Source organism: Arthrobacter sp. Hor0625, assembly GCF_052567525.1.
The window spans coordinates 1,925,667-1,944,824 of sequence record NZ_CP199586.1; the positions used below are offsets into that span (position 1 = coordinate 1,925,667).

Sequence of the window (19,158 nt, forward strand, 5' to 3'; positions counted from 1 at the left end):
CCGCCGGATCCGCGCGCGGGCCGAGGGCGCGCCGTAGTGCTTGACTCGCTTCGCGCCTTTTGCATATCCTGAACGAACGGTCGGTAATTATTTATCGGAAATGCATAGGAGCAACCATGGCATCGCAGACCCTGCAGTCAGTGCCCGCCGAGCCATCGCCGGCGCGGCACGAGATGAGCCCCGAGGACGCGGCCCGCCGTGATGCCGAGGGCCAGGCATATTTCGACAAGGTGATGGCGGAGGACTCCCGCATCGAACCGCGCGACTGGATGCCGCCGGCCTACCGCAAGACGTTGCTGCGCCAGATCTCCCAGCACGCGCACTCGGAAATCATCGGCATGCAGCCGGAGGCCAACTGGATCTCCCGCGCCCCGAGCCTCAAGCGCAAGGCCATCCTGATGGCCAAGGTCCAGGACGAGGCGGGCCACGGCCTGTACCTCTACTCCGCGGCCGAGACCCTCGGCCAGCCGCGTGACGCGATGATGCAGGACCTGATGTCCGGCAAGGCCAAGTACTCCTCCATCTTCAACTACCCCGCCCGGACCTGGGCGGACATGGGGGCCATCGGCTGGATGGTCGACGGCGCCGCCATCGCCAACCAGGTCCCGCTCTGCCGCGCCTCCTTCGGCCCCTACGGCCGGGCCATGGTCCGCGTCTGCAAGGAAGAATCCTTCCACCAGCGCCAGGGCTTCGAGATCCTGCTGGAACTCTCCCACGGCACCCCGGAGCAGAAGCAGATGGCCCAGGACGCCGTGAACCGCTGGTACGCACCGGCCCTGATGATGTTCGGCCCGCCGGACGACGATTCCCCCAACTCCAAGCAGTCCATGGCCTGGAACATCAAGCGCTTCAGCAACGACGAACTCCGCAACCGCTTCGTCGGCATGATGATGGAACAGGTCAAGGTCCTGGGCCTGACGCTGCCGGACAAGGACATCCGCTTCAACGAGGAAACCAAGAAGTGGGAGCACGGCCCGCTCGACTGGGACGAATTCCACGAGGTCATCGCCGGGCGCGGCCAGTGCAACGCCCAGCGCCTGGAACGGCGCCGCGAAGCCCACCAGAACGGCGCCTGGGTGCGCGAAGCCGCTGCCGCCTACGCGGAAAAGCAGGCCCGGAAGCAAGCAGAGAAGGAAACCGCAGCATGACAACCCCCGAACCGCACGCAGGCAACGTCTGGCCCATCTGGGAAGTCTTCGTCCGCTCCAGCCGCGGCCTCTCGCACGTCCACGCCGGTTCCCTGCACGCGCCGGACGCCGCCATGGCGCTGCGCAACGCCCGCGACCTCTACACCCGCCGCAACGAGGGTGTTTCCATCTGGGTGGTCCCGGCCGACGCCATCGCCTCGTCCGACCCCGACGCCAAGGGCGCCTTCTTCGAGTCGCCGCAGGGCAAGGACTACCGGCACGCGACCTACTACACCAAGAGCGAGGGCGTGAAGCACCTGTGAGCACCCCGGAAACCACCACGGACACTGCCGCGCCCGCGGAAGAAGCAGCCGGCCACGGCGACCTCACCGTCGGCGTCCAGGGAGCCAGCGGCACCGGCGAGGCCACGGCCAGCGCCACCCGCATCACTCCCGGCAACGCCCTCCGCCCGGAGGACATCGCCTTGGCCGTCAGCCGGGGCACCGCCAAGCCCAGCGAGGACGCCGCGGAGTTCGCGCTCCGCCTCGGCGACGACGCCCTGATCCTGGCCCAGCGCCTGGGGCACTGGATCTCCCGTGCCCCCGAGCTGGAGGAGGACATCGCCCTGGGCAACATCGCCCTCGACCAGCTGGGGCACGCACGCTCCTTCCTGAGCTACGCGGGCGGCCTGGACGGGCGCAGCGAGGATGACCTGGCCTACTTCCGCCGCGAGCACGAGTTCCGTTCGGTGTCCCTGTTCGAACAGCCCAACGGCGACTTCGCCGTCACCATCGCCCGGCAGTTCGTCGTGAGCTACTACCAGTTCGAGCTGTACCGCCGGCTGGCCGACTCCACCGACGCCACCCTGGCCGGGATCGCGGCCAAGGCCGTCAAGGAAGTCGACTACCACCGCGACCACAGCGCCCAGTGGGTGCTGCGCCTGGCGCACGGCACGGACGAATCCCGCGCCAAGATGATCCACGGTTTCCAGGTCATCTGGCCCTACGTCGAGGAGTTGTTCCGCGACGACGAACTGACCGGTCGGCTCAGCGCCGCCGGCATCGCCGTGCAGCCCTCCAGCCTGCGGGCCGACTTCGATCGGCTGACCGGCGAGGTCCTGGCCGAGGCCGAGCTCGAGGTCCCGCAGGTCCAGCCCGCCCCCGGCGGCGGACGCCGCGGACTGCACTCCGAACACCTGGGCTACGTGCTCGCGGAAATGCAGGTCCTGGCCCGCGAGTTCCCCGGGGCGAGCTGGTAGCCATGCACGACATGTACGTCACCAACCCCACGGCTGCCTCCCCGGCGTCCGCGGGGAAGACGGCGGGGCAGAAGACGGCGGACCAGAAGGCCTGGGAGCTCGCTGCCACGGTCTGCGACCCGGAAATCCCGGTCCTCACCATCGAGGACCTGGGCATCCTGCGCGACGTGCGGCTGTACGACGACGGCGGGATGGTGCCCGCCGTCCAGGTCACCATCACGCCCACCTATTCGGGCTGCCCCGCAATGGATGCCATCCGCGAGGACCTCACGGCCGTCTTCCGCGGCGCGGGCTACCCCAGCGTCAACGTCGAACTGGTGCTGTCCCCGGCCTGGACCACGGACTGGATGAGCGAGGCCGGCAAAGCCAAGCTCCAGCAGTACGGGATCGCGCCGCCCTCGGGCCGCTCGGCCGCCGGGGGGCACTCCGGTCCGGTCCGGCTCTCCCTTGCCGTCAAATGTCCGCAGTGTTCGTCGTTGAACACCAAGGAACTCACCCGCTTCGGTTCCACGTCCTGCAAAGCGCTCTACGTCTGCCAGGACTGCAAGGAACCGTTCGACTACTTCAAAGTTTTGTAAGGAACAGGTGCCCCCATGACTGTTGTCCGCCAGACTGCCGCCGAAGAGGCCGCGGCGACCGGCCGCCGTCGTGCGTCCTTCCACGCACTGACCGTCGCCGAGGTCCGCCGGCTGACCGACGACGCGATCGAAGTCACCTTCGGCGTCCCGCCGGAGCTGGCCGGCCAGTTCGACTACCTCCCCGGCCAGTACGTCGCGCTCCGGACCACCCTGCCGGACGCCGACGGCGAGCCCCGCGAGGTGCGCCGCAGCTACTCCATCTGCGCGGAGCCGCGCAGCTTCGAGGACGGCAGCAGCGAAATCCGGGTCGCGATCAAGAAGGACCTCGGCGGGCTGTTCTCCACCTGGGCCAATGCCGAACTCAAGGCCGGCGACGTGCTCGACGTCATGAGCCCCATGGGCGCCTTCGTCTCCAAGCACGGCCGTGACGGGTCATCCGTGGAACAGAACGTTATGACCTCCATGAACAACCCCGAGCAGCTCGCGGGCCAGGCCGGCAACTTCGTGGCCATCGCCGCCGGGTCCGGGATCACCCCGGTGATCGCGATCGCCCGCACCCTGCTGGCCGCCCACCCGGAAACCCGGTTCGACCTGATCTACGCCAACAAGGCCGCCATGGACGTGATGTTCCTCGAGGAGCTGGCGGACCTCAAGGACAAGTACCCGTCGCGGCTGGCCCTGCACCATGTGCTCTCCCGCGAACAGCGCATCGCCCCGCTGCTCAGCGGCCGGATCGACGCCGAGAAGCTGCAGTCGCTGCTGGGCACCGCCATCCACAGCGACGACGTCGACGAATGGTTCCTTTGCGGGCCCTTCGAACTGGTCCAGCTCTGCCGGGACACCCTCGCGGCCCGCGGCGTGGAGCCCGAGCACGTCCGCTTCGAGCTGTTCACCTCGGGCAAGCCCGACCGCCCCGAAGGCAACATCGGCCGCCCGGTCGTCGCGGACGAATCCCAGGCGACGTACAAGATCACCTTCAAGCTCGACGGCCTGCAGGGCGAGGTCGCCAGCCCGACGCATGCCCGCGAATCCATCCTCAACGCGGCCCTGCGGGTGCGCCCGGACGTTCCGTTCGCCTGCGCCGGTGGCGTCTGCGGAACCTGCCGCGCCAAGGTGGTCGCCGGTTCCGTCACGATGGACGAGAACTACGCACTGGAACAGGACGAACTCGACAAGGGCTACGTCCTGACCTGCCAGTCGCACCCCACGACGGCGGAAGTCGCCGTCGACTTCGACGTCTAAAATCCCGCCGATCCCAAGGAACCGCATGATTTCGCTGACCATCGCCGACGGCATTGCCGAGGTTGTCCTCAACGCCCCGGAGAAGCTCAACTCCCTGGACGAGCAGGCGCTGAAAGACCTGGACCAGGCGTACGACGACGCCGCTGCCGCCGCTGCGCGCGGTGAGGTGCGGGCGCTGCTGTTGCGCGGCGAGGGCCGCGCCTTCTGCGCCGGCCGGGACATCGCCGGGGTCACCCCGGAAAGCGACGACGCCCAGGCCTACCTGGGCGGCCTGGTCCAGCCGCTGCTGCGGAAGATGAGCGCCTTCCCGGCGCCGACGTTCGCCGCGGCGCAGGGCGCCTGCCTGGGCGTGGGCCTGGGCCTGCTGCTGGCGACCGACGTGGTCTACGTGGCCGAGAACGCGAAGTTCGGCTCGCCCTTCGCCAAGCTGGGGGCCACCCTGGACTCGGGCGGACACTGGTACTTCACCGAACGGCTGGGCATGCACCGCACCCTGGACCTGATCTACACAGCGGAACTGATGAGCGGCACCGAGGCCGTCGCGCAGGGGCTGTTCAGCCGTGCCATGCCGGCCGATGACCTCCTGGCCGCCACCCGCGGCATTGTCGCCAAGGTGGCCACCGGCGCGACCGGTGCCTTCAACGCCAGCAAGGAACTGGTGGCGCACATCCGCGACCAGCGGCTGGGGCTCTGGGAGTCCATGGAGGAGGAAAACGCCGAGCAGGCCCGCCTCTGCAAGTCCGAGGACTACGCGGAGGGATTCCGCGCGTTCCAGGAAAAGCGCACGCCGGTTTTCCGCGGCTAGGCGTCCTGGGCCGGGGCATCGAAGAGGGTGCTCCGGCCCATTCTCATTTGCGTGACCGGATTGTAAGGTTCGCTTATGACATTGGGGAAATCTGTTACGAAAGCCGTCATACCTGCTGCCGGGCTGGGCACTCGCTTCCTGCCCGCGACGAAGGCTATGCCGAAGGAGATGCTGCCCGTCGTGGACCGGCCGGCCATCCAATACGTTGTCGAGGAGGCCGTCAGGGCGGGCCTGGATGACATTTTGATGATCACCGGGCGCGGCAAGCGCGCCCTGGAAGACCACTTCGACCGGGAACCCGGGCTGGAGCGGACGCTTGAGCTCAAGGGGGACCGGGACCGTCTGGCCATGGTCCGTGAGGCCTCCGAACTCGGTCCGCTCCACTACGTGCGCCAGGGCGAGCCCAGGGGGCTGGGGCACGCGGTGCTGCGAGCCAGCCAGCACGTGGGCGACGAACCGTTCGCCGTGCTGCTGGGCGATGACCTGATCGATGAGGCCGAGGACCTGCTGACCACCATGATGGAGGTGCAGCAGAAAACCGGCGGTTCCGTCATTGCCCTGATTGAGGTCGATCCCGCCCAGATCAGCGCCTACGGCTGCGCGGACATCACGGCCATCGAGGGGGAGGCCTACGTCCGGGTGAACAGCCTGGTGGAGAAGCCGGCCGCCGGCGAGGCGCCGTCGAACCTGGCCGTGATCGGCCGGTACGTGCTGCACCCGTCCGTGTTCGACGTGCTGGAGGACACCCCGCCGGGCCGCGGCGGCGAAATCCAGCTGACCGACGCGCTGCAGACCCTGGCCGCGGGTGAGGGCGAGGGTTCCGGCGTCTACGGCGTGGTCTTCAAGGGCCGGCGTTACGACACCGGAGACAAGCTCAGCTACCTGAAGGCCGTCATCACCATCGCCTCGGAGCGGGTGGAGTTCGGCGAAGAGCTCAAGATCTGGCTCAAGGGTTTCCTCAACTAGCCCCTGCGCGAACGTACACTTGGCGCCCTCCAGGAAGCGCGAACGTACACTTGGCGCCCCTGGACGCCGCCCGGGAGGGGCCTGAAGTGTACGTTCGCGCTGGGGGAGGGGCCTGAAGTGTACGTTCGCGCGGGGGGGGAGGGCTAGCGGGTGTCGAGGTCCTCGAACACCAGGAACGTCTGGGTATCCAGGACCCCCGGCATGGACTGGAGCTGGTCGAAGATCACCCGGCGCAGATCCACGTTGTCCACCGCGCGGACCAGCAGGATGACGTCGAAGTCACCGCCCACCAGCGCGATGTGGTGCACCTCGGGAATGGCCCGGAGCAGCTCGCGCAGTTCGCGCCAGGAATGCTGGCGGACCTTGAGCGTCACGTACGCGGAGGACTTGAGGCCGGCCTTGATCGGATCGACCAGGGCGGTGAACTTGGTGAGGACGCCTTCCCCGGTCAGCCGCGCGATGCGGGTGTAGGCGTGAGCGCGAGAGATGTGAACGTTCTCGGCCACCTGGGTCACCGACATCCGCCCGTCCCGGGTCAGCTCCGCAATGATGTTGCGGTCCACGTCATCCAGGGGCACCGTCTGGTCCGATCCGGTCTCAGCCATTTGTCTACAACCCCCTCCGGTAATCCAGCTCACATTTACGATTCGTCTTTCAGAATACGGCAAACATCGTGACTTCTCCACGGTTTTCGGTTGAGCTGGATACGAAACAGCGCCCGGGACCATACTTGGGATGAATAGTGGCTACAGAAGGACGGACCAATGACGATCTCCGCAGACCACACTGCGCAGCAGCCCGGACCGGCGGCTGCCGGCGCGGCGGGCACCGAGGGGGCAGCCGACGCCGCCAGCGAGGCTGTGCGCAAGTTCGGCATCACCGTCGAGGACTACATGCTGCCCGCCCGGCACCCGATCCAGATCGTCGGCCCGGACGGAGCGCTGAACCCGGACACCGAGCAGGGCGCCCAGCCCGGTCACGAATACGGCCTGCCCGGCGATGCCGAACTGCTGGCCGCCTATGAGCAGCTCGTCGTCGGCCGCCGGGTCAACGACCAGAACTCGGCGCTGGTCCGGCAGGGCCGGATGGCCGTCTACCCCTCCAGCCACGGCCAGGAGGCCTGCCAGGTCGCGGCCGCGCTCTGCCTGTCCGACGGCGACTGGATGTTCCCCACCTACCGCGACTCCGTGGCCGTGATGGCCCGCGGTGTCGACCCGGTCCAGGCCATGACGCTGTTCCGCGGCGACTGGCACGGCGGCTACGACCCGTCCGAACACAAGGTCGGCATCCAGTGCACTCCGCTGACCACCCAGCTGCTGCACGCCGTCGGCGTCGCCCACGCCGCCAAGCTCCGCGGCGAGGACACCGTCGTGCTGGCCATGTGCGGTGACGGCGCCACCAGCGAAGGGGACTTCCACGAGGCGCTCAACTTCGCCGCCGTCTTCCACCTCCCGGTGATCTTCTTCGTACAGAACAACCAGTACGCCATCTCCGTGCCGCTGGCCCACCAGTCGGTCGCGCCCTCGCTCGCCCACAAGGCCGTCGGCTACGGCATGGCCGGGGAACGCGTGGACGGCAACGACATCGTCGCGCTCCTCGCCGTGCTGGGACGGGCGGTGAAGCTGGCCCGCTCCGGCTCCGGCCCGCTGCTGGTCGAGGCGCACACCTACCGCATGCAGGCCCACACCAACGCGGACGACGCGACCCGCTACCGCCAGGACAGCGAGGTGGCCGAGTGGGTGGCCAAGGATCCGCTCACCCGGATGAAGGCGTACCTGACCGACCGCGGGCTGCTCGACGACGACGGCACCTCCCGGATCACGGCGAAGGCCGAGGCCGTGGCGGCCCAGCTGCGCGAGGGCCTGGGCGAGGACGTCCCGGTCGACCCGCAGGACCTCTTCAAGTACGTCTTCGCCGCCCCCACCCCGCAGCTGAAGGAACAGGCCGCCCTGCTCGCCGACGAGCTGGCCCGCGACGCTGCCGCCACCACTTCCGAGGAGCCAACCCGATGAGCCCCACCGTCACCACCTCCTCCGAAGCCAACGGCAACGTCAGCGCCGCCACGGCCCGGGCCGCCGCCAAGGCCGCGGTCGACGCCGCGGCAACCGGGCCGCAGCCCGTCACCCTCGCGAAGGCGCTGAACACCGCCATGGCGGACGCCATGCACGCGGACGACTCCGTCCTGGTCTTCGGCGAGGATGTCGGCATGCTGGGCGGCGTCTTCCGCATCACCGACGGCCTCACCAAGACCTCCGGACCCAGCCGCTGCTTCGATACCCCGCTGGCCGAGTCCGGGATCGTGGGCATGGCCGTGGGCATGGCCATGAACGGCATGCGCCCGGTCATCGAGATGCAGTTCGACGCGTTCGCCTACCCGGCGTTCGAGCAGATCTTCAGCCACGTCGCCAAGATGCACAACCGCACCAAGGGGGCGGTCAAGCTCCCCATGGTTGTCCGCGTCCCCTACGCCGGCGGCATCGGAGGCGTGGAGCACCACTGCGACTCCTCCGAGGCCTACTACGCCCACACGGCCGGTCTCAAGGTCTTCACCCCGGCCACCGTCGCCGACGGCTACCGGATGCTCCGCGAGGCCATCGACTCCGACGACCCGGTGGTCTTCATGGAGCCCAAGAAGCTGTACTGGTCCAAGGACCTGGTGGACCTGGGCGCGCTGCGGGACGAACACGCCGCCAACGCCGCACGCGGCACCTCCTCTGAGGGCCGCGCCGCCGTCGCCCGGGCCGGCACCGACGCCACGCTGATTGCCTACGGGCCGTCCGTGCCGACGGCGCTCGCGGCCGCCGCCGCGGCGGCCGAGGAGGGACGCTCCCTCGAAGTGGTCGACGTCCGCTCGATCGTGCCGTTCGACGACGAAACGGTCTGCGCTTCGGTGCGCAAGACCGGCCGCGCCGTCGTCATCGCCGAAGCCCACGGCTTCGCCTCCGTCGCCTCGGAGATCGTCGCCCGGATCCAGGAACGCTGCTTCCACCACCTCGCGGCCCCGATCCGCCGCGTGACCGGCTTCGACGTGCCGTACCCGGCGCCCAAACTCGAGCACTACTACCTGCCCGGCGTGGACCGCATCCTCGACGCCGTAGACGACCTCCAGTGGGAAGACTGACCATGAGCGAACCGAAAGTATTCCTCCTGCCGGACCTCGGCGAGGGACTGACCGAAGCCGAACTCATCAACTGGCTCGTGGCCGTGGGCGACGAAATCCGCGTCGACCAGCCGATCGCCGAGGTGGAGACCGCCAAGTCCATGGTCGAGGTCCCCTCCCCGTACGCAGGCACCGTCGCCGTGCTGCACGGCGAGCCGGGCCAGACGCTCGACGTCGGAAAGCCGCTGATTTCCGTGACTCCGGTTGGGAGCGCTGCTGGAGCGGCGGGCGCCGCCACAGGCAATGCCGCCCCCGCCCCTTCGCCGGACAGCATCCGTCCTGCGGACGATGCTGCCGGCTCCGACAGGCCCGATGCCACTCCCGGGGCGGCATTGCCTGCGTCGGCGGGGTCTGCTTCTGACTCGCCTTCCGCTGTTGCCGACTCACCGGCCGCTGCCGCCGCCGAATCACCGGCCGCTGCTGCCGCCGAGGCGTACCGCGAGGAGGAGAAGGCCGGGTCCGGGAATGTGCTGATCGGGTACGGCACTCCGGGCGGGCATGGGGTTGCCCGGCGGACTCGGGCTCCGAAGCGGGCTGTACCGGCCGCGGCGGGCGCCCGGTTGTCGGAGGCTGAGAAGGCCGCCGATGACCTCGTGCTGATGCGGACCCGGGTGCCGGGGAAGCTCGGGGCCGTGATCTCGCCGCTGGTGCGGCGGATGGCCAGGGACCATGGAGTTGATTTGGGGGAACTCCAGGGGTCCGGGACGAGCGGGCTGATCATGCGCCGCGACGTTGAGGCCGCGATCAAGCCTGCTGCGGCGGGTGAGCGCCAGGCCGCGCCGTCTGACGAAGCACCGGTGGCGGCAAGCGCCGCCGCCGGCGACACCGACGCCCGGACCGGGCTCGGGATTGCCGGGCGCACCCCGGTCCGCGGCGTGCGCAAGGCCGTCGCGGCGAACATGAGCCGCAGCCGGTCCGAGATTCCCGAAGCGACCGTCTGGGTCGACGTGGACGCCACGGCGCTGGTGGAGCTCCGGGCCGCGCTGCAGAAGACGGACCCGGCCACCCCGGGGCTGCTGGCCTTCATTGCCCGGTTCGTCACCGCGGGGCTGAAGAAGTTCCCGGAGCTCAACACCCGGATCGTCACCACCGAGGACGCTGCCGGCGGAACCAGCCAGGAAATCGTCGCGTTCGACGGCGTCAACCTCGGCTTCGCGGCGCAGACCGACCGGGGCCTGATGGTCCCCTCGGTGCGCAACGCCGACAAGCTCAGCGCCCGGGAACTGGACGCCGAGATCCGGCGGCTCACCGCCGTCGTCCGCGACGGCAAGGCCACTCCCGCGGAGCTGGGCAGCGGGACCTTCACGCTGAACAACTACGGCGTCTTCGGCGTGGACGGCTCCGCCGCGATCATCAACCACCCCGAGGTGGGCATCCTCGGCGTCGGCCGGATCATCGACAAGCCGTGGGTGGTCAACGGGGAGCTCGCAGTCCGCAGGGTCACCGAGCTCACGCTCACCTTCGACCACCGCGTCTGCGACGGCGGCACCGCCGGCGGTTTCCTGCGCTACATCGCCGATGCGATCGAGAACCCGGGGTCCGTGCTGGCCGATCTCTAAGCCTCGCCGGGTATCATCGAGGCCAGAACATCGCACCAACCACGCCGGCGGCAGGCCGGACTACGGAGATTTCATGTCACGATGGCTCGAGGTCGGCCAGGACAACTACGTGCTGACGACGCAAGGATCCCTGCTCAACACCGGACTGGTAGTGGGCGCCGAACGCGCCATGGTGATCGACACCGGAAGCGGTCCCCGGCAGGGCCGCGAGATCCTCGCCGCGGTGCGGGAAAAGACCGAGCTGCCCCTGGTGGTGGTCAACACCCACGCCCACTACGACCACTTCTTCGGCAACGCCGTCTTCGCCGACGACGGCGTCACCGAGTTCTGGGGGCACGAAAACTGCGCCGCCGAAATCGAAGAGAACGGCGACGCCCAGCGGCCCGCCGTGGCTGCCGCGGAGCCGGAGATGGCCGCGGGGGAGGGCGAGTGCGTGGAACTCGTGGTCCCCAACGCGATCGTGAAGGACCAGCCGGTGCTGGTGGATCTGGGCGGCCGGAACGTGACGCTGTTCTACCTGGGCCGCGGCCACACCGACGGTGACCTGCTGGTGGGGACCGGCACCACCCTGTTCGCCGGAGACCTGGTGGAACAGGGATCACACCCGTCCTTCGAGGATTCCTTCCCGGAGGAATGGGCCGACGCCCTGCGCCACATCTCCGCCCTGCGGCACCGCTACGAATTCCTGGTCCCGGGCCACGGCGAACCGTGCAGCGACCAGTTCGTCAAAACCATGGCCAACACCATGAGCACGGCCGTGCGGCAGGCCACCCAGGCCACCCGGGAGACGCCCAACGACGCCACCAAGGCGGTCCCGATCCTGCCCTACGGCCCGGAACAGTCGCGGTGGTTCATCAAGCGCCTGATGGAGACGCGCGCCCACCACTAAGCCGGACCGCCGACGGCGGACCCCGGACGCGGGCGGCACGGAAAGCGGCCGGGAATCCGACGGCGGACGGCGCCCAGGCGGCCGTGCTGGAAGTGGCCAAAGATAAGGCTGCTCCTTACTGCGCCTAGACTTGCTTCTGGAAAGAAGTTTCAACAAGCGCCGCAGCGTGCTCCGCTGTGAGTCCTGGGGGGAAACCAGACAATGCCCGAATCGGTGGAAGACAACTCAGCTGCCACTGCTGAAAACTCAGGACAGCCTGAACTCCGCCGCCGCCGCGACCTGCGTCGCGCCGACGGCGGAAACGCGGCTGCCCGGACAGGAACCATGCCGGTCGTCAACCCCCGCAGCATTTCCGCGGAAACCCCCGCCCGTCCCGCCCCGACCCGCAGCAGCTCCTGGGCCCAGGCCGCCGAGGCGGCGGACGAACGCCTCGCCACCGGCGCCACCCCGGTGATCAGCCGGATCCCGGCGCCGCAGCAACCGGCCGCACCGCCGGCGTCGGCCGCCGCGCCGGTGACGCCCGCGACGCCGGAGAGCCCGGTCCGCGACGAAGAGCAGGCGCCCGCTCCGGCGGCACCCGTCCGGGACGAGCCGGAACAAGGATCCGCCGCGGACCCCGCCGCAGCCTCCGTGCCCCCGCAGCCCACCCGCGCCACCCGCTCCGCGAGCCGCGCGGCCGCACTGGCCGAGGCGCCGATGCCGGACTTCATCAGCTCCCCGGGCCTCTTCGTCCGCGAACAGAAACCGCGCCCGGTCGGCGGCCTGCGCGGCGCCCTCTACAAGCTGACCGGCGGCAGCCTGAACCTGGGCCCGAGCGCCCGGCAACGCGAGGAAGACGAACTCGCCCGCCGCATCTCCCGCCAGCTGCAGGGCAGCTACAACACCGCCGTGCTCAGCCTCAAGGGCGGCATCGGCAAGACGTCCACGACGGTCGGCGTCGGCCTGACCCTGGCCGAGTACCGCGGCGACCCGCCGTGCGCCATCGACGCCAACCCGGACTCCGGTGACCTGGTCGAGCGGGCCCTCGGCGAAGGCATCTACCAGCAGCAGGCGCCCCGGACCATCAGCGACCTGCTGAAGAACGTTGAGTCCATCGATTCACTCACGGCCCTGGCCCGCTACATGCACCACGCCGGCAGGCTGCACCTGATCGCCGGCGAGCAGGACCCGGAAGTCTCCGATTCGCTCACCGCGGAGGAATACCTGCGCATCCGCAAGCTGATCGCCGGGTACTACTCCGTGGCGCTGACGGACTGCGGCACCGGCGTCACCCACAACGCCATGAGCGGCATCCTGCAGTCCGCCGACAACCTGATCATCGCCGCGGGCTACGCCGTCAGCGGCGCGAAGCGGGCCCGGAGCACCCTGCACTGGCTTGCCAGCCACGGGTACGAGGACCTGGCGCGGAACGCCGTCGTCGTCATCACCGATAAAGACGAGGTCTCCTCGCGGGTGGACAAGGACGCCATCGAGGACCACCTGGCCGGCATTTGCCGCCAGCTGATCGCGGTGCCGCATGACCGCGGCGTGGCCGACGGCGACCTGGTCACCCTGGACGCGCTCCGGCCCGAGACCCGCCGCGCGTACCGGGAGATCGCCGCCGCAATCGTCGACGGGTACGTTTAGCCGCTACATTTAGGCCATGAGCAAGTACGCCGGGAACGACGCCGCAGTCCAGTTGCAGGACCTGATCGTCGGCGCCGACAACGTTGAGGATTTCCTGGACCGTCTCGCGGAATTCGCCGCGTCGACCCTGAGCCACTCCGCAGGCACCGCAATCGAGTGCGGCGTGACGCTCCGGCGCCGGAAACGGAACATGACCGTGGCCGGCAGCAGCGGGAACGCCGTCATGCTTGACCGGATCGAGCAGAGCCTGGGCGACGGGCCGTGCATCGAGGCGCTGCGGACCAAGGGCATCGTGCTGCTCGCCGACGTGGACACGGACCCGCGCTGGCCCGAGTACCAAAAGCAACTTGCCGCCCACGGCTGCCGCAGCACCTTGGGTGTTCCCCTGGAAATCGACGCCGATTCCACCGCGGCCCTGAACTTTTTCGCGGACTCCACCGGCGTTTTCACCGCGGGTATCGTCGCCGAGGCGTCCGGCTTCGCGGACCTCGCTGGCCGGGCGCTGCGCCTGGCGGTCCGGATCGGCACCGCGCAGACCCGGGCGGAAGACCTGCAGGCGGCCATGGAACACCGCACGTCGATTGACCTGGCCTGCGGCGTGGTGATGGCGCAGAACCGCTGCTCGCAGGAAGAGGCGATGGCCATCCTCACCCGGGTCTCCAGCAACCGCAACCAGAAACTGCGCGCCGTCGCGGCGGATGTGCTCAAGAACGTCACCGGTGAGGAAATCCACACCCACTTCGATGGCTGACCCGGCGGGCGGCGGGCCGCCGCGGGCCTAGGATGAAGGCGATGACCAGCACCGACACCGCCCCGTTCAGCCTCCGCAGCATTGCCGTCCCCGCTTTCGGCCCGGCGCTGCTGTTCAGCATCGGGGAAGGCGCGATCCTCCCCGTAGTAGCACTCTCCGCCCGGGACCTCGGTGCCAGCGTTGCCGTGGCGGCGCTGATCGTGACCCTGATCGGGCTCGGCTCCTGGTTCTTCAACCTGCCGGCGTCCCTCCTGACCCTGAAATTCGGCGAGCGCTGGGCGATCGTCGGCGCGGCGGCGGCCAGCGCCGTCGCCCTCGCCGCCGCCGCTTTGGCTCCGCTCGTGCCGCAGGGACTCTGGCTGCTGGCCGCGGCGATGGTGGTGGTCGGCATGGCGGCGAGCGTCTTCAGCCTGGCCCGGCAGAAGTACCTCACCGAGGCCGTGCCGGTCATTCTGCGCGCCCGGGCCCTGTCGACCCTGGGCGGGGTCAACCGTATCGGCATCTTTATCGGGCCGTTTGTGGGCGCGGCGGCCATGCAGTTCGGCGGTATCACCGCCGCCTACTGGGTCGGTGTGGTGGCGATGGCGGCCGCAGCGGGCCTGTCCCTGACCATTCCCGACCTTGTCGCCCCCGCCGCCACCGACGGATCCCCGACGGCGCCGCCCACGCTGCGCAGCGTCGCAGCCTCGCACGCCGGGGTGTTCCTCAGCGTCGGCCTCGGGGTCCTGCTGCTCAGCGCGCTGCGGGCGTCCCGGCAGGTCGTCATCCCGCTGTGGGCGGACCACCTGGGCCTGGACGCCACCCACGCGTCGCTGATCTACGGCATCTCCGGTGCCATCGACATGCTCGTCTTCTACCCGGCCGGGAAGCTCATGGACCGCAAGGGCCGGCAGTGGGTTGCGGTCCCGTCAACCCTCATCATGGGCGTCGCGATGCTGCTGATACCGCTCAGCGCCGGGTTCGTCGGGCTGTTGCTGGCATCGCTCCTGATCGGGTTCGGCAACGGCATCAGTTCGGGCCTGAACATGACGCTGGGCGCCGACTTCTCCCCGGACCGCGGGCGCGGCCAGTTCCTGGGCATCTGGCGGTTCATGGCCGACGCCGGCGCCACCGGCGGCCCGGTGCTGCTCTCCGGCATCACGGCCCTGGTGTCCCTCGGGGCCGGGGTGGCCGCCACGGGCGTGCTCGGCTTCGCCGCCGCGGCCGTCTTTGCCATCACCATTCCCCGGCTCAGGCACCGGCGCAACTACTGAACCGCGCGCACTACTGAACCGCACGCACCCTCCCCGGTGCCGGCGACCGCTGCGCCACCCGCGCGGCCACATGGGCGGCATCCCGGCCGACGCCGCCCACCAGGCCGGAGGTCAGGGCGTACTGGAAGGGCAGGCCGACGAAGTACAGGCCCGGCTGGCCCGGGACGGCACCGCGGTCCGTCTCCGGCCAGCCGGACGCGCCAACGGTCAGGCCGTGGACCCACCCGAAGTCCGGCCGGTAACCGGTGGCCCAGATGACGGACCGCACCGCGGCGGTGTCACCGCCGTCGAACACGGGCTGACCGTCCCGGGTGCCGGAGAAACGCGGCACAGGCACCACCCCCGCCCGGGACAGGTCCTTCGGTGAAATCCTGATCAGGGGTGCCCCACGCTGGTGGAAGGCTGCCGCAACCCTGCGTCCCGGCGGCGTGCGCAGCGTCAACACCGAATGAATGAACCGCCAGTACGCCTCTCCGGCGTGGCGCAGGAGAAGGTCCGGCACATGCGGGGTGGGGCGGCCGGAAAGCAGCACCCGGTGGCCGGCCGAGAGCTCAAGGGCAATTTCAGCCCCCGACGTACCGGCGCCCACCACCAGGACATCACCGGCAGGGACGTCGGCCGGGCCGCGGTACTCGGAGCTGTGGAGTTGCCGGATGGCCGGGTCCAGCCCCGCAGAGGCGGCCGGTACCCGGGGGAGGGGGTTCGACCCGGTCGCGACGATGACGCTGCGCGTCCAGATGCTGCCCTGGGCGGTGTCGACCGTAAAGCCAGTGCCGGCCGGGGAGACGCCGCCGACCCGCACCCCGGTCCGTACCGGCAGCTCGAAACGGACCGCATAGCGTTCCAGATAGTCAGCGAACTCGTCCCTGCCCGGGTAGGTGTTCCGTGCCGCCGGAAAGGGCAGGCCCGGCAGGCCGTCGTGCTGGGCGGGGGTAAACAGCCGCAGGGAGTCCCCGCGGCTGCGCCAGGCCGCCCCCGGCCGCGGACCCTCCTCCAGGATCTGGAACCGCAGCTTCTCCCGGGCCAGGTGGTATCCCGTGGCCAGGCCCGCCTGGCCGGCTCCAATCACCACGGCATCAAACGGGCCGCTGTCCTTGGTGGTCTCCGCATTCATGGCCGCCGCCTCCTCGCTGGGGCACCCTTTCGCTTAGTCACTAGAATACCGTTCTAGTGACTAGAGCGATAGTCTAATTTCATGCAGAAAGTGACACGGCGGGCCATCCAGGCGGCCGGCACGCGGGACGTCATCGTGGACACGGCCGGCCGCCTGTTTGCGGCCGACGGGTACGTCCAGACCACGATGGACGCCATTGCCGCCGCGAGCGGGGTCACCGTCCAGACGGTCTACAACTCGGTGGGCAACAAGGCGGCGCTGCTCTCCGCCGTGCTGGACAGGGCAGCCGCCGGGCCGGGGAGGCAGGCCGGCGTGCTTGACCTGATGCGGGAAAGGACGCGGCAGGCCGCCGACCTGCCGGCCCTGGTGGCCGTGCTGGCGGACTGGTTCGTGGAGGTCCATCCGCGGACCGCCGGCATCAACGCCGTCATCGCCCGGGCCGCGGCGCTGGACGAGGCCGCTGCGCGGCTGGAAAGGGACCGTGGGCAGCAGCGGCTCCGCCGCTATGGGGAGGCCGCCGCGGCAGCCCGGGAGCGCGGGGGCCTGCGGTCGGGCATGTCCGACGCCGAAGCTGCCGCGGCCATCTGGTCGCTGGGGCATCCGCAGGTGTACCGGGCCATGGTGCACGACGCCGGCTGGCCGGTCCCTGCCTACCGGGAGTGGGTCGCCAGGGCGCTGGCGGCGGCGCTCGCCTAGGTAGCGTCCGCCTAGGCCGGCCGTTGTTTCGGCCGGCGTCCTGCTACGCCGCCGTCCGCCGGGCGGCCAGGCCAAACAACCAGACCCCGGCGACGGTGGCGAGGTAGCCGGTGATCACGATGAGGGAGGTGCCGGCCCAGAAGTAATTGGTCGTGCTGCCCTCCTGGCCCGGCCCCGGGGCGATCCTCAACAGCGAGTAGACCGCGACGGCGGCGGAGGCCAGTCCCGCCAGCACCGGAACGGCCACCCACAGCCGGGCCGACGCCCAGTGGGTGTTGTACCCGTCCCAGGCGTTCCAGCGCCGCCCGGTGCGCATGACCAGCCAGCCCGCGGGAATGGTAAACGCCCCCACCACCAGGAAGGCGGCCACGACGTCGGCGGGCCGGTGCCACTGGTTGATCAGGGTGGAAACGCCGGTGGCGACGGCGAAGGTGCCGCCCAGGAACCCCGCCAGCGGCCGCCAGCGCGGCGAGACCATCAGGAAAACGGCCGCGGCAGCGGACGCCGCCAGGGTGGTGTGTCCGGACGGCAGGGAGTTGAAGTCCAGGGTCTCGATGCCGCGGAACGGACGCTCGGGCGCCAGGGCCTTCAGGAGCTGGGTGGCCACGTTGGCCCCGGCGGCGGCCGCGACGGCGATACCGGCCGCGGCCCAGCGGCGCCGCGCCGCAGTCACGAACACCACCACCACGGAGGCGATCAGCACCGAGAGCGCGGGAAGCCAGTCCAGCAGCCGGTTGCTGGCCTTGCCGGCCGCGCCGTGGATCTCCACCGCTTCGACCAGCGCCGATTCGTCGATGAATTGCCCGGTGGTGGTGCGCACAAAGAAGTAGTACGTTGCCGCCAGGGCGGCCGCGCAGCCCAGGGTGGCGAGCAGGAACAGGAAACCGGCGGCCCGGCCCGGTCCCTGGGACTCCCTGCCGTCCGCTTCCACGGGTCCGCTGTTGCGCTGGTGCCGAAAATTCATCGCTTAACAGGGTCCCACAGAACCCTGCGCGCTGGCTGGAGGCGGGACGGCCGCGGGTAGAGTACAGCCATGCCTACCAGCGCCGACCGCCCCGCCGCCACCGGCGCCCATCCCGCTCCGCAGCTTCGCCCGGTCGCCGGCCCCGGTTCGACGCCGGGCACCGGGGCCGGGCAGGTCAGCGTGGAGGAGTTGCTGGACACCGCCCGGGTGGTCAGCCTGCCGATGCGGGTGAAGTTCCGCGGCATTACCCGGCGGGAGGCCCTGCTCCTGCCCGGGCCGCGGGGCTGGGCCGAGTTCTGCCCTTTCCCCGAATACGGCGATGCCGAGGCAGCGCGCTGGCTCGCGGCCGCCCTCGAAGCCGGCTGGCAGGGCTTCCCCGAACCCCGGCGGGAGAGCATCCCGGTGAACGCGACCGTCCCGGCGGTACCCGCGGAGCGCGTACCGGAGGTCCTGGCCCGCTTCGGCCGGGTCGACGCCGTCAAGGTCAAGGTCGCCGAGGCCGGCCAGACGCTCGACGATGACGCGGCGCGGGTGGACGCCGTGCGGGCCACGCTGCCGGACGCCGCCATCCGGGTCGACGCGAACGGCGGCTGGGACGTCGACGGCGCCGTCGAGGCTCTGACCCGGCTCGCCGCCGTCGGCCTCGAATACGCCGAACAGCCGGTCCCGGACATCGCCGGCCTCGCCGAGGTGCGCCGGCGGCTCCGGGCCGGCGGTGTTCCGGTGCTGATCGCCGCGGACGAGAGCGTGCGGAAGGAAGAGGACCCGCTCAAGGTCGCCCGCGCCGGTGCGGCGGACCTGGTGGTCGTCAAGGTGGCACCCCTGGGCGGGGTGCGGCGCGCGCTCGAGATCGTGGCGCAGGCCGGACTGCCCGCCGTCGTCAGTTCTGCCTTGGACACCTCGGTCGGGATCCGCGCCGGCCTGGCCCTGGCGGCGGCCCTGCCGGAGCTGCCCTACGCCTGCGGACTCGGCACGGTCTCGCTGCTCGCCGCCGACGTCACCCGGGACCCCCTGGTCCCCGACGACGGCGCCATCCGGCTCCGCGACGTGCGCGCCGATCCGGAGCTGCTGGACGAGTACGCCGCGCCGCCCGAACGCAGGGACTGGTGGCTGGACCGGCTGCGGCGGGTGCACGCCGTCCTGGCACCCTCGGCTGCTCCGTAGCCGCCC

Annotated in this window: 19 protein-coding genes; 16 read left to right on the forward strand and 3 right to left on the reverse strand. The window is 70.2% G+C overall.

Features of this window, described 5'->3' with window-relative positions; genetic code table 11:
* Positions 1 to 116: 116 nt before the first annotated feature.
* From paaA to galU, 7 genes are all read left to right on the forward strand, one after another.
* Positions 117 to 1,148, forward strand: coding sequence for a 1,2-phenylacetyl-CoA epoxidase subunit PaaA (paaA, locus tag ACTWLI_RS08870; RefSeq protein ID WP_445153555.1), 1,032 nt, complete (start codon positions 117 to 119; stop codon positions 1,146 to 1,148).
* Positions 1,145 to 1,450: a 1,2-phenylacetyl-CoA epoxidase subunit PaaB gene (gene paaB / locus ACTWLI_RS08875; protein WP_091251167.1), complete on the forward strand. Its 306-nt coding sequence runs from the start codon at positions 1,145 to 1,147 to the stop codon at positions 1,448 to 1,450. Before paaA ends, paaB begins: the two co-directional genes overlap by 4 nt.
* Positions 1,447 to 2,385 carry a 1,2-phenylacetyl-CoA epoxidase subunit PaaC gene (paaC, locus tag ACTWLI_RS08880; RefSeq protein WP_445153556.1) on the forward strand — a complete coding sequence of 313 codons (939 nt, stop codon included), beginning with the start codon at positions 1,447 to 1,449 and terminating at the stop codon, positions 2,383 to 2,385. Before paaB ends, paaC begins: the two co-directional genes overlap by 4 nt.
* Before the next feature lie 11 nt (positions 2,386 to 2,396).
* The gene (gene paaD / locus ACTWLI_RS08885) at positions 2,397 to 2,963 is read left to right on the forward strand and encodes a 1,2-phenylacetyl-CoA epoxidase subunit PaaD (RefSeq protein ID WP_445156149.1); all 567 of its coding nucleotides are present in this window, start codon (positions 2,397 to 2,399) and stop codon (positions 2,961 to 2,963) included.
* Between the two features lie 15 nt (positions 2,964 to 2,978).
* A complete protein-coding gene (paaE, locus tag ACTWLI_RS08890) occupies positions 2,979 to 4,205 on the forward strand; it encodes a 1,2-phenylacetyl-CoA epoxidase subunit PaaE (RefSeq protein WP_445153557.1) in 1,227 nt (408 codons plus the stop codon).
* 25 nt (positions 4,206 to 4,230) lie between these two features.
* On the forward strand, positions 4,231 to 5,010 hold the full coding sequence (locus ACTWLI_RS08895; protein ID WP_445153558.1) for an enoyl-CoA hydratase/isomerase family protein: 780 nt from the start codon (positions 4,231 to 4,233) through the stop codon (positions 5,008 to 5,010).
* A 75-nt stretch (positions 5,011 to 5,085) separates the two neighbouring features.
* A complete protein-coding gene (gene galU / locus ACTWLI_RS08900; protein ID WP_445153559.1) occupies positions 5,086 to 5,976 on the forward strand; it encodes a UTP--glucose-1-phosphate uridylyltransferase GalU in 891 nt (296 codons plus the stop codon).
* A 143-nt stretch (positions 5,977 to 6,119) separates the two neighbouring features.
* On the opposite strand, the gene ACTWLI_RS08905 is transcribed toward galU, so the two are convergent.
* Positions 6,120 to 6,581, reverse strand: coding sequence for an Lrp/AsnC family transcriptional regulator (locus ACTWLI_RS08905; protein ID WP_445153560.1), 462 nt, complete (start codon positions 6,579 to 6,581; stop codon positions 6,120 to 6,122).
* Positions 6,582 to 6,740: 159 nt separating this feature from the next.
* On the opposite strand from ACTWLI_RS08905, the gene pdhA reads away from it, so the two are divergent.
* From pdhA to ACTWLI_RS08940, 7 genes are all read left to right on the forward strand, one after another.
* Positions 6,741 to 7,988: a pyruvate dehydrogenase (acetyl-transferring) E1 component subunit alpha gene (gene pdhA / locus ACTWLI_RS08910; RefSeq protein WP_445153561.1), complete on the forward strand. Its 1,248-nt coding sequence runs from the start codon at positions 6,741 to 6,743 to the stop codon at positions 7,986 to 7,988.
* Positions 7,985 to 9,097, forward strand: a complete 1,113-nt coding sequence (locus tag ACTWLI_RS08915) for an alpha-ketoacid dehydrogenase subunit beta (protein ID WP_445153562.1) — start codon at positions 7,985 to 7,987, stop codon at positions 9,095 to 9,097. Before pdhA ends, ACTWLI_RS08915 begins: the two co-directional genes overlap by 4 nt.
* Positions 9,098 to 9,099: 2 nt before the next feature.
* Positions 9,100 to 10,695 carry a dihydrolipoamide acetyltransferase family protein gene (locus ACTWLI_RS08920; RefSeq protein ID WP_445153563.1) on the forward strand — a complete coding sequence of 532 codons (1,596 nt, stop codon included), beginning with the start codon at positions 9,100 to 9,102 and terminating at the stop codon, positions 10,693 to 10,695.
* 73 nt (positions 10,696 to 10,768) lie between these two features.
* The gene (locus ACTWLI_RS08925) at positions 10,769 to 11,584 is read left to right on the forward strand and encodes an MBL fold metallo-hydrolase (RefSeq protein WP_445153564.1); all 816 of its coding nucleotides are present in this window, start codon (positions 10,769 to 10,771) and stop codon (positions 11,582 to 11,584) included.
* Between the two features lie 201 nt (positions 11,585 to 11,785).
* Positions 11,786 to 13,210, forward strand: coding sequence for a MinD/ParA family ATP-binding protein (locus ACTWLI_RS08930; RefSeq protein WP_445153565.1), 1,425 nt, complete (start codon positions 11,786 to 11,788; stop codon positions 13,208 to 13,210).
* A 16-nt stretch (positions 13,211 to 13,226) separates the two neighbouring features.
* Positions 13,227 to 13,961 carry a GAF and ANTAR domain-containing protein gene (locus ACTWLI_RS08935; protein WP_445153566.1) on the forward strand — a complete coding sequence of 245 codons (735 nt, stop codon included), beginning with the start codon at positions 13,227 to 13,229 and terminating at the stop codon, positions 13,959 to 13,961.
* Between the two features lie 41 nt (positions 13,962 to 14,002).
* Positions 14,003 to 15,214, forward strand: coding sequence for an MFS transporter (locus ACTWLI_RS08940; protein ID WP_445153567.1), 1,212 nt, complete (start codon positions 14,003 to 14,005; stop codon positions 15,212 to 15,214).
* Between the two features lie 10 nt (positions 15,215 to 15,224).
* Here ACTWLI_RS08940 and ACTWLI_RS08945 read toward each other — a convergent pair whose 3' ends face one another.
* The gene (locus tag ACTWLI_RS08945; RefSeq protein WP_445153568.1) at positions 15,225 to 16,328 is read right to left on the reverse strand and encodes a flavin-containing monooxygenase; all 1,104 of its coding nucleotides are present in this window, start codon (positions 16,326 to 16,328) and stop codon (positions 15,225 to 15,227) included.
* Between the two features lie 81 nt (positions 16,329 to 16,409).
* Between ACTWLI_RS08945 and ACTWLI_RS08950 the strand changes: the two genes are divergently transcribed.
* Entirely contained in the window at positions 16,410 to 17,024 is a 615-nt protein-coding gene (locus tag ACTWLI_RS08950) for a TetR/AcrR family transcriptional regulator (RefSeq protein ID WP_445153569.1), read from the forward strand.
* A gap of 43 nt (positions 17,025 to 17,067) precedes the next feature.
* Here ACTWLI_RS08950 and ACTWLI_RS08955 read toward each other — a convergent pair whose 3' ends face one another.
* On the reverse strand, positions 17,068 to 17,988 hold the full coding sequence (locus tag ACTWLI_RS08955; protein WP_445153570.1) for a phosphatase PAP2 family protein: 921 nt from the start codon (positions 17,986 to 17,988) through the stop codon (positions 17,068 to 17,070).
* Positions 17,989 to 18,210: 222 nt separating this feature from the next.
* Here ACTWLI_RS08955 and ACTWLI_RS08960 point away from each other — a divergent pair, with 222 nt between their 5' ends.
* Positions 18,211 to 19,152, forward strand: a complete 942-nt coding sequence (locus ACTWLI_RS08960; protein WP_445156150.1) for an o-succinylbenzoate synthase — start codon at positions 18,211 to 18,213, stop codon at positions 19,150 to 19,152.
* Positions 19,153 to 19,158 lie beyond the last annotated feature (6 nt).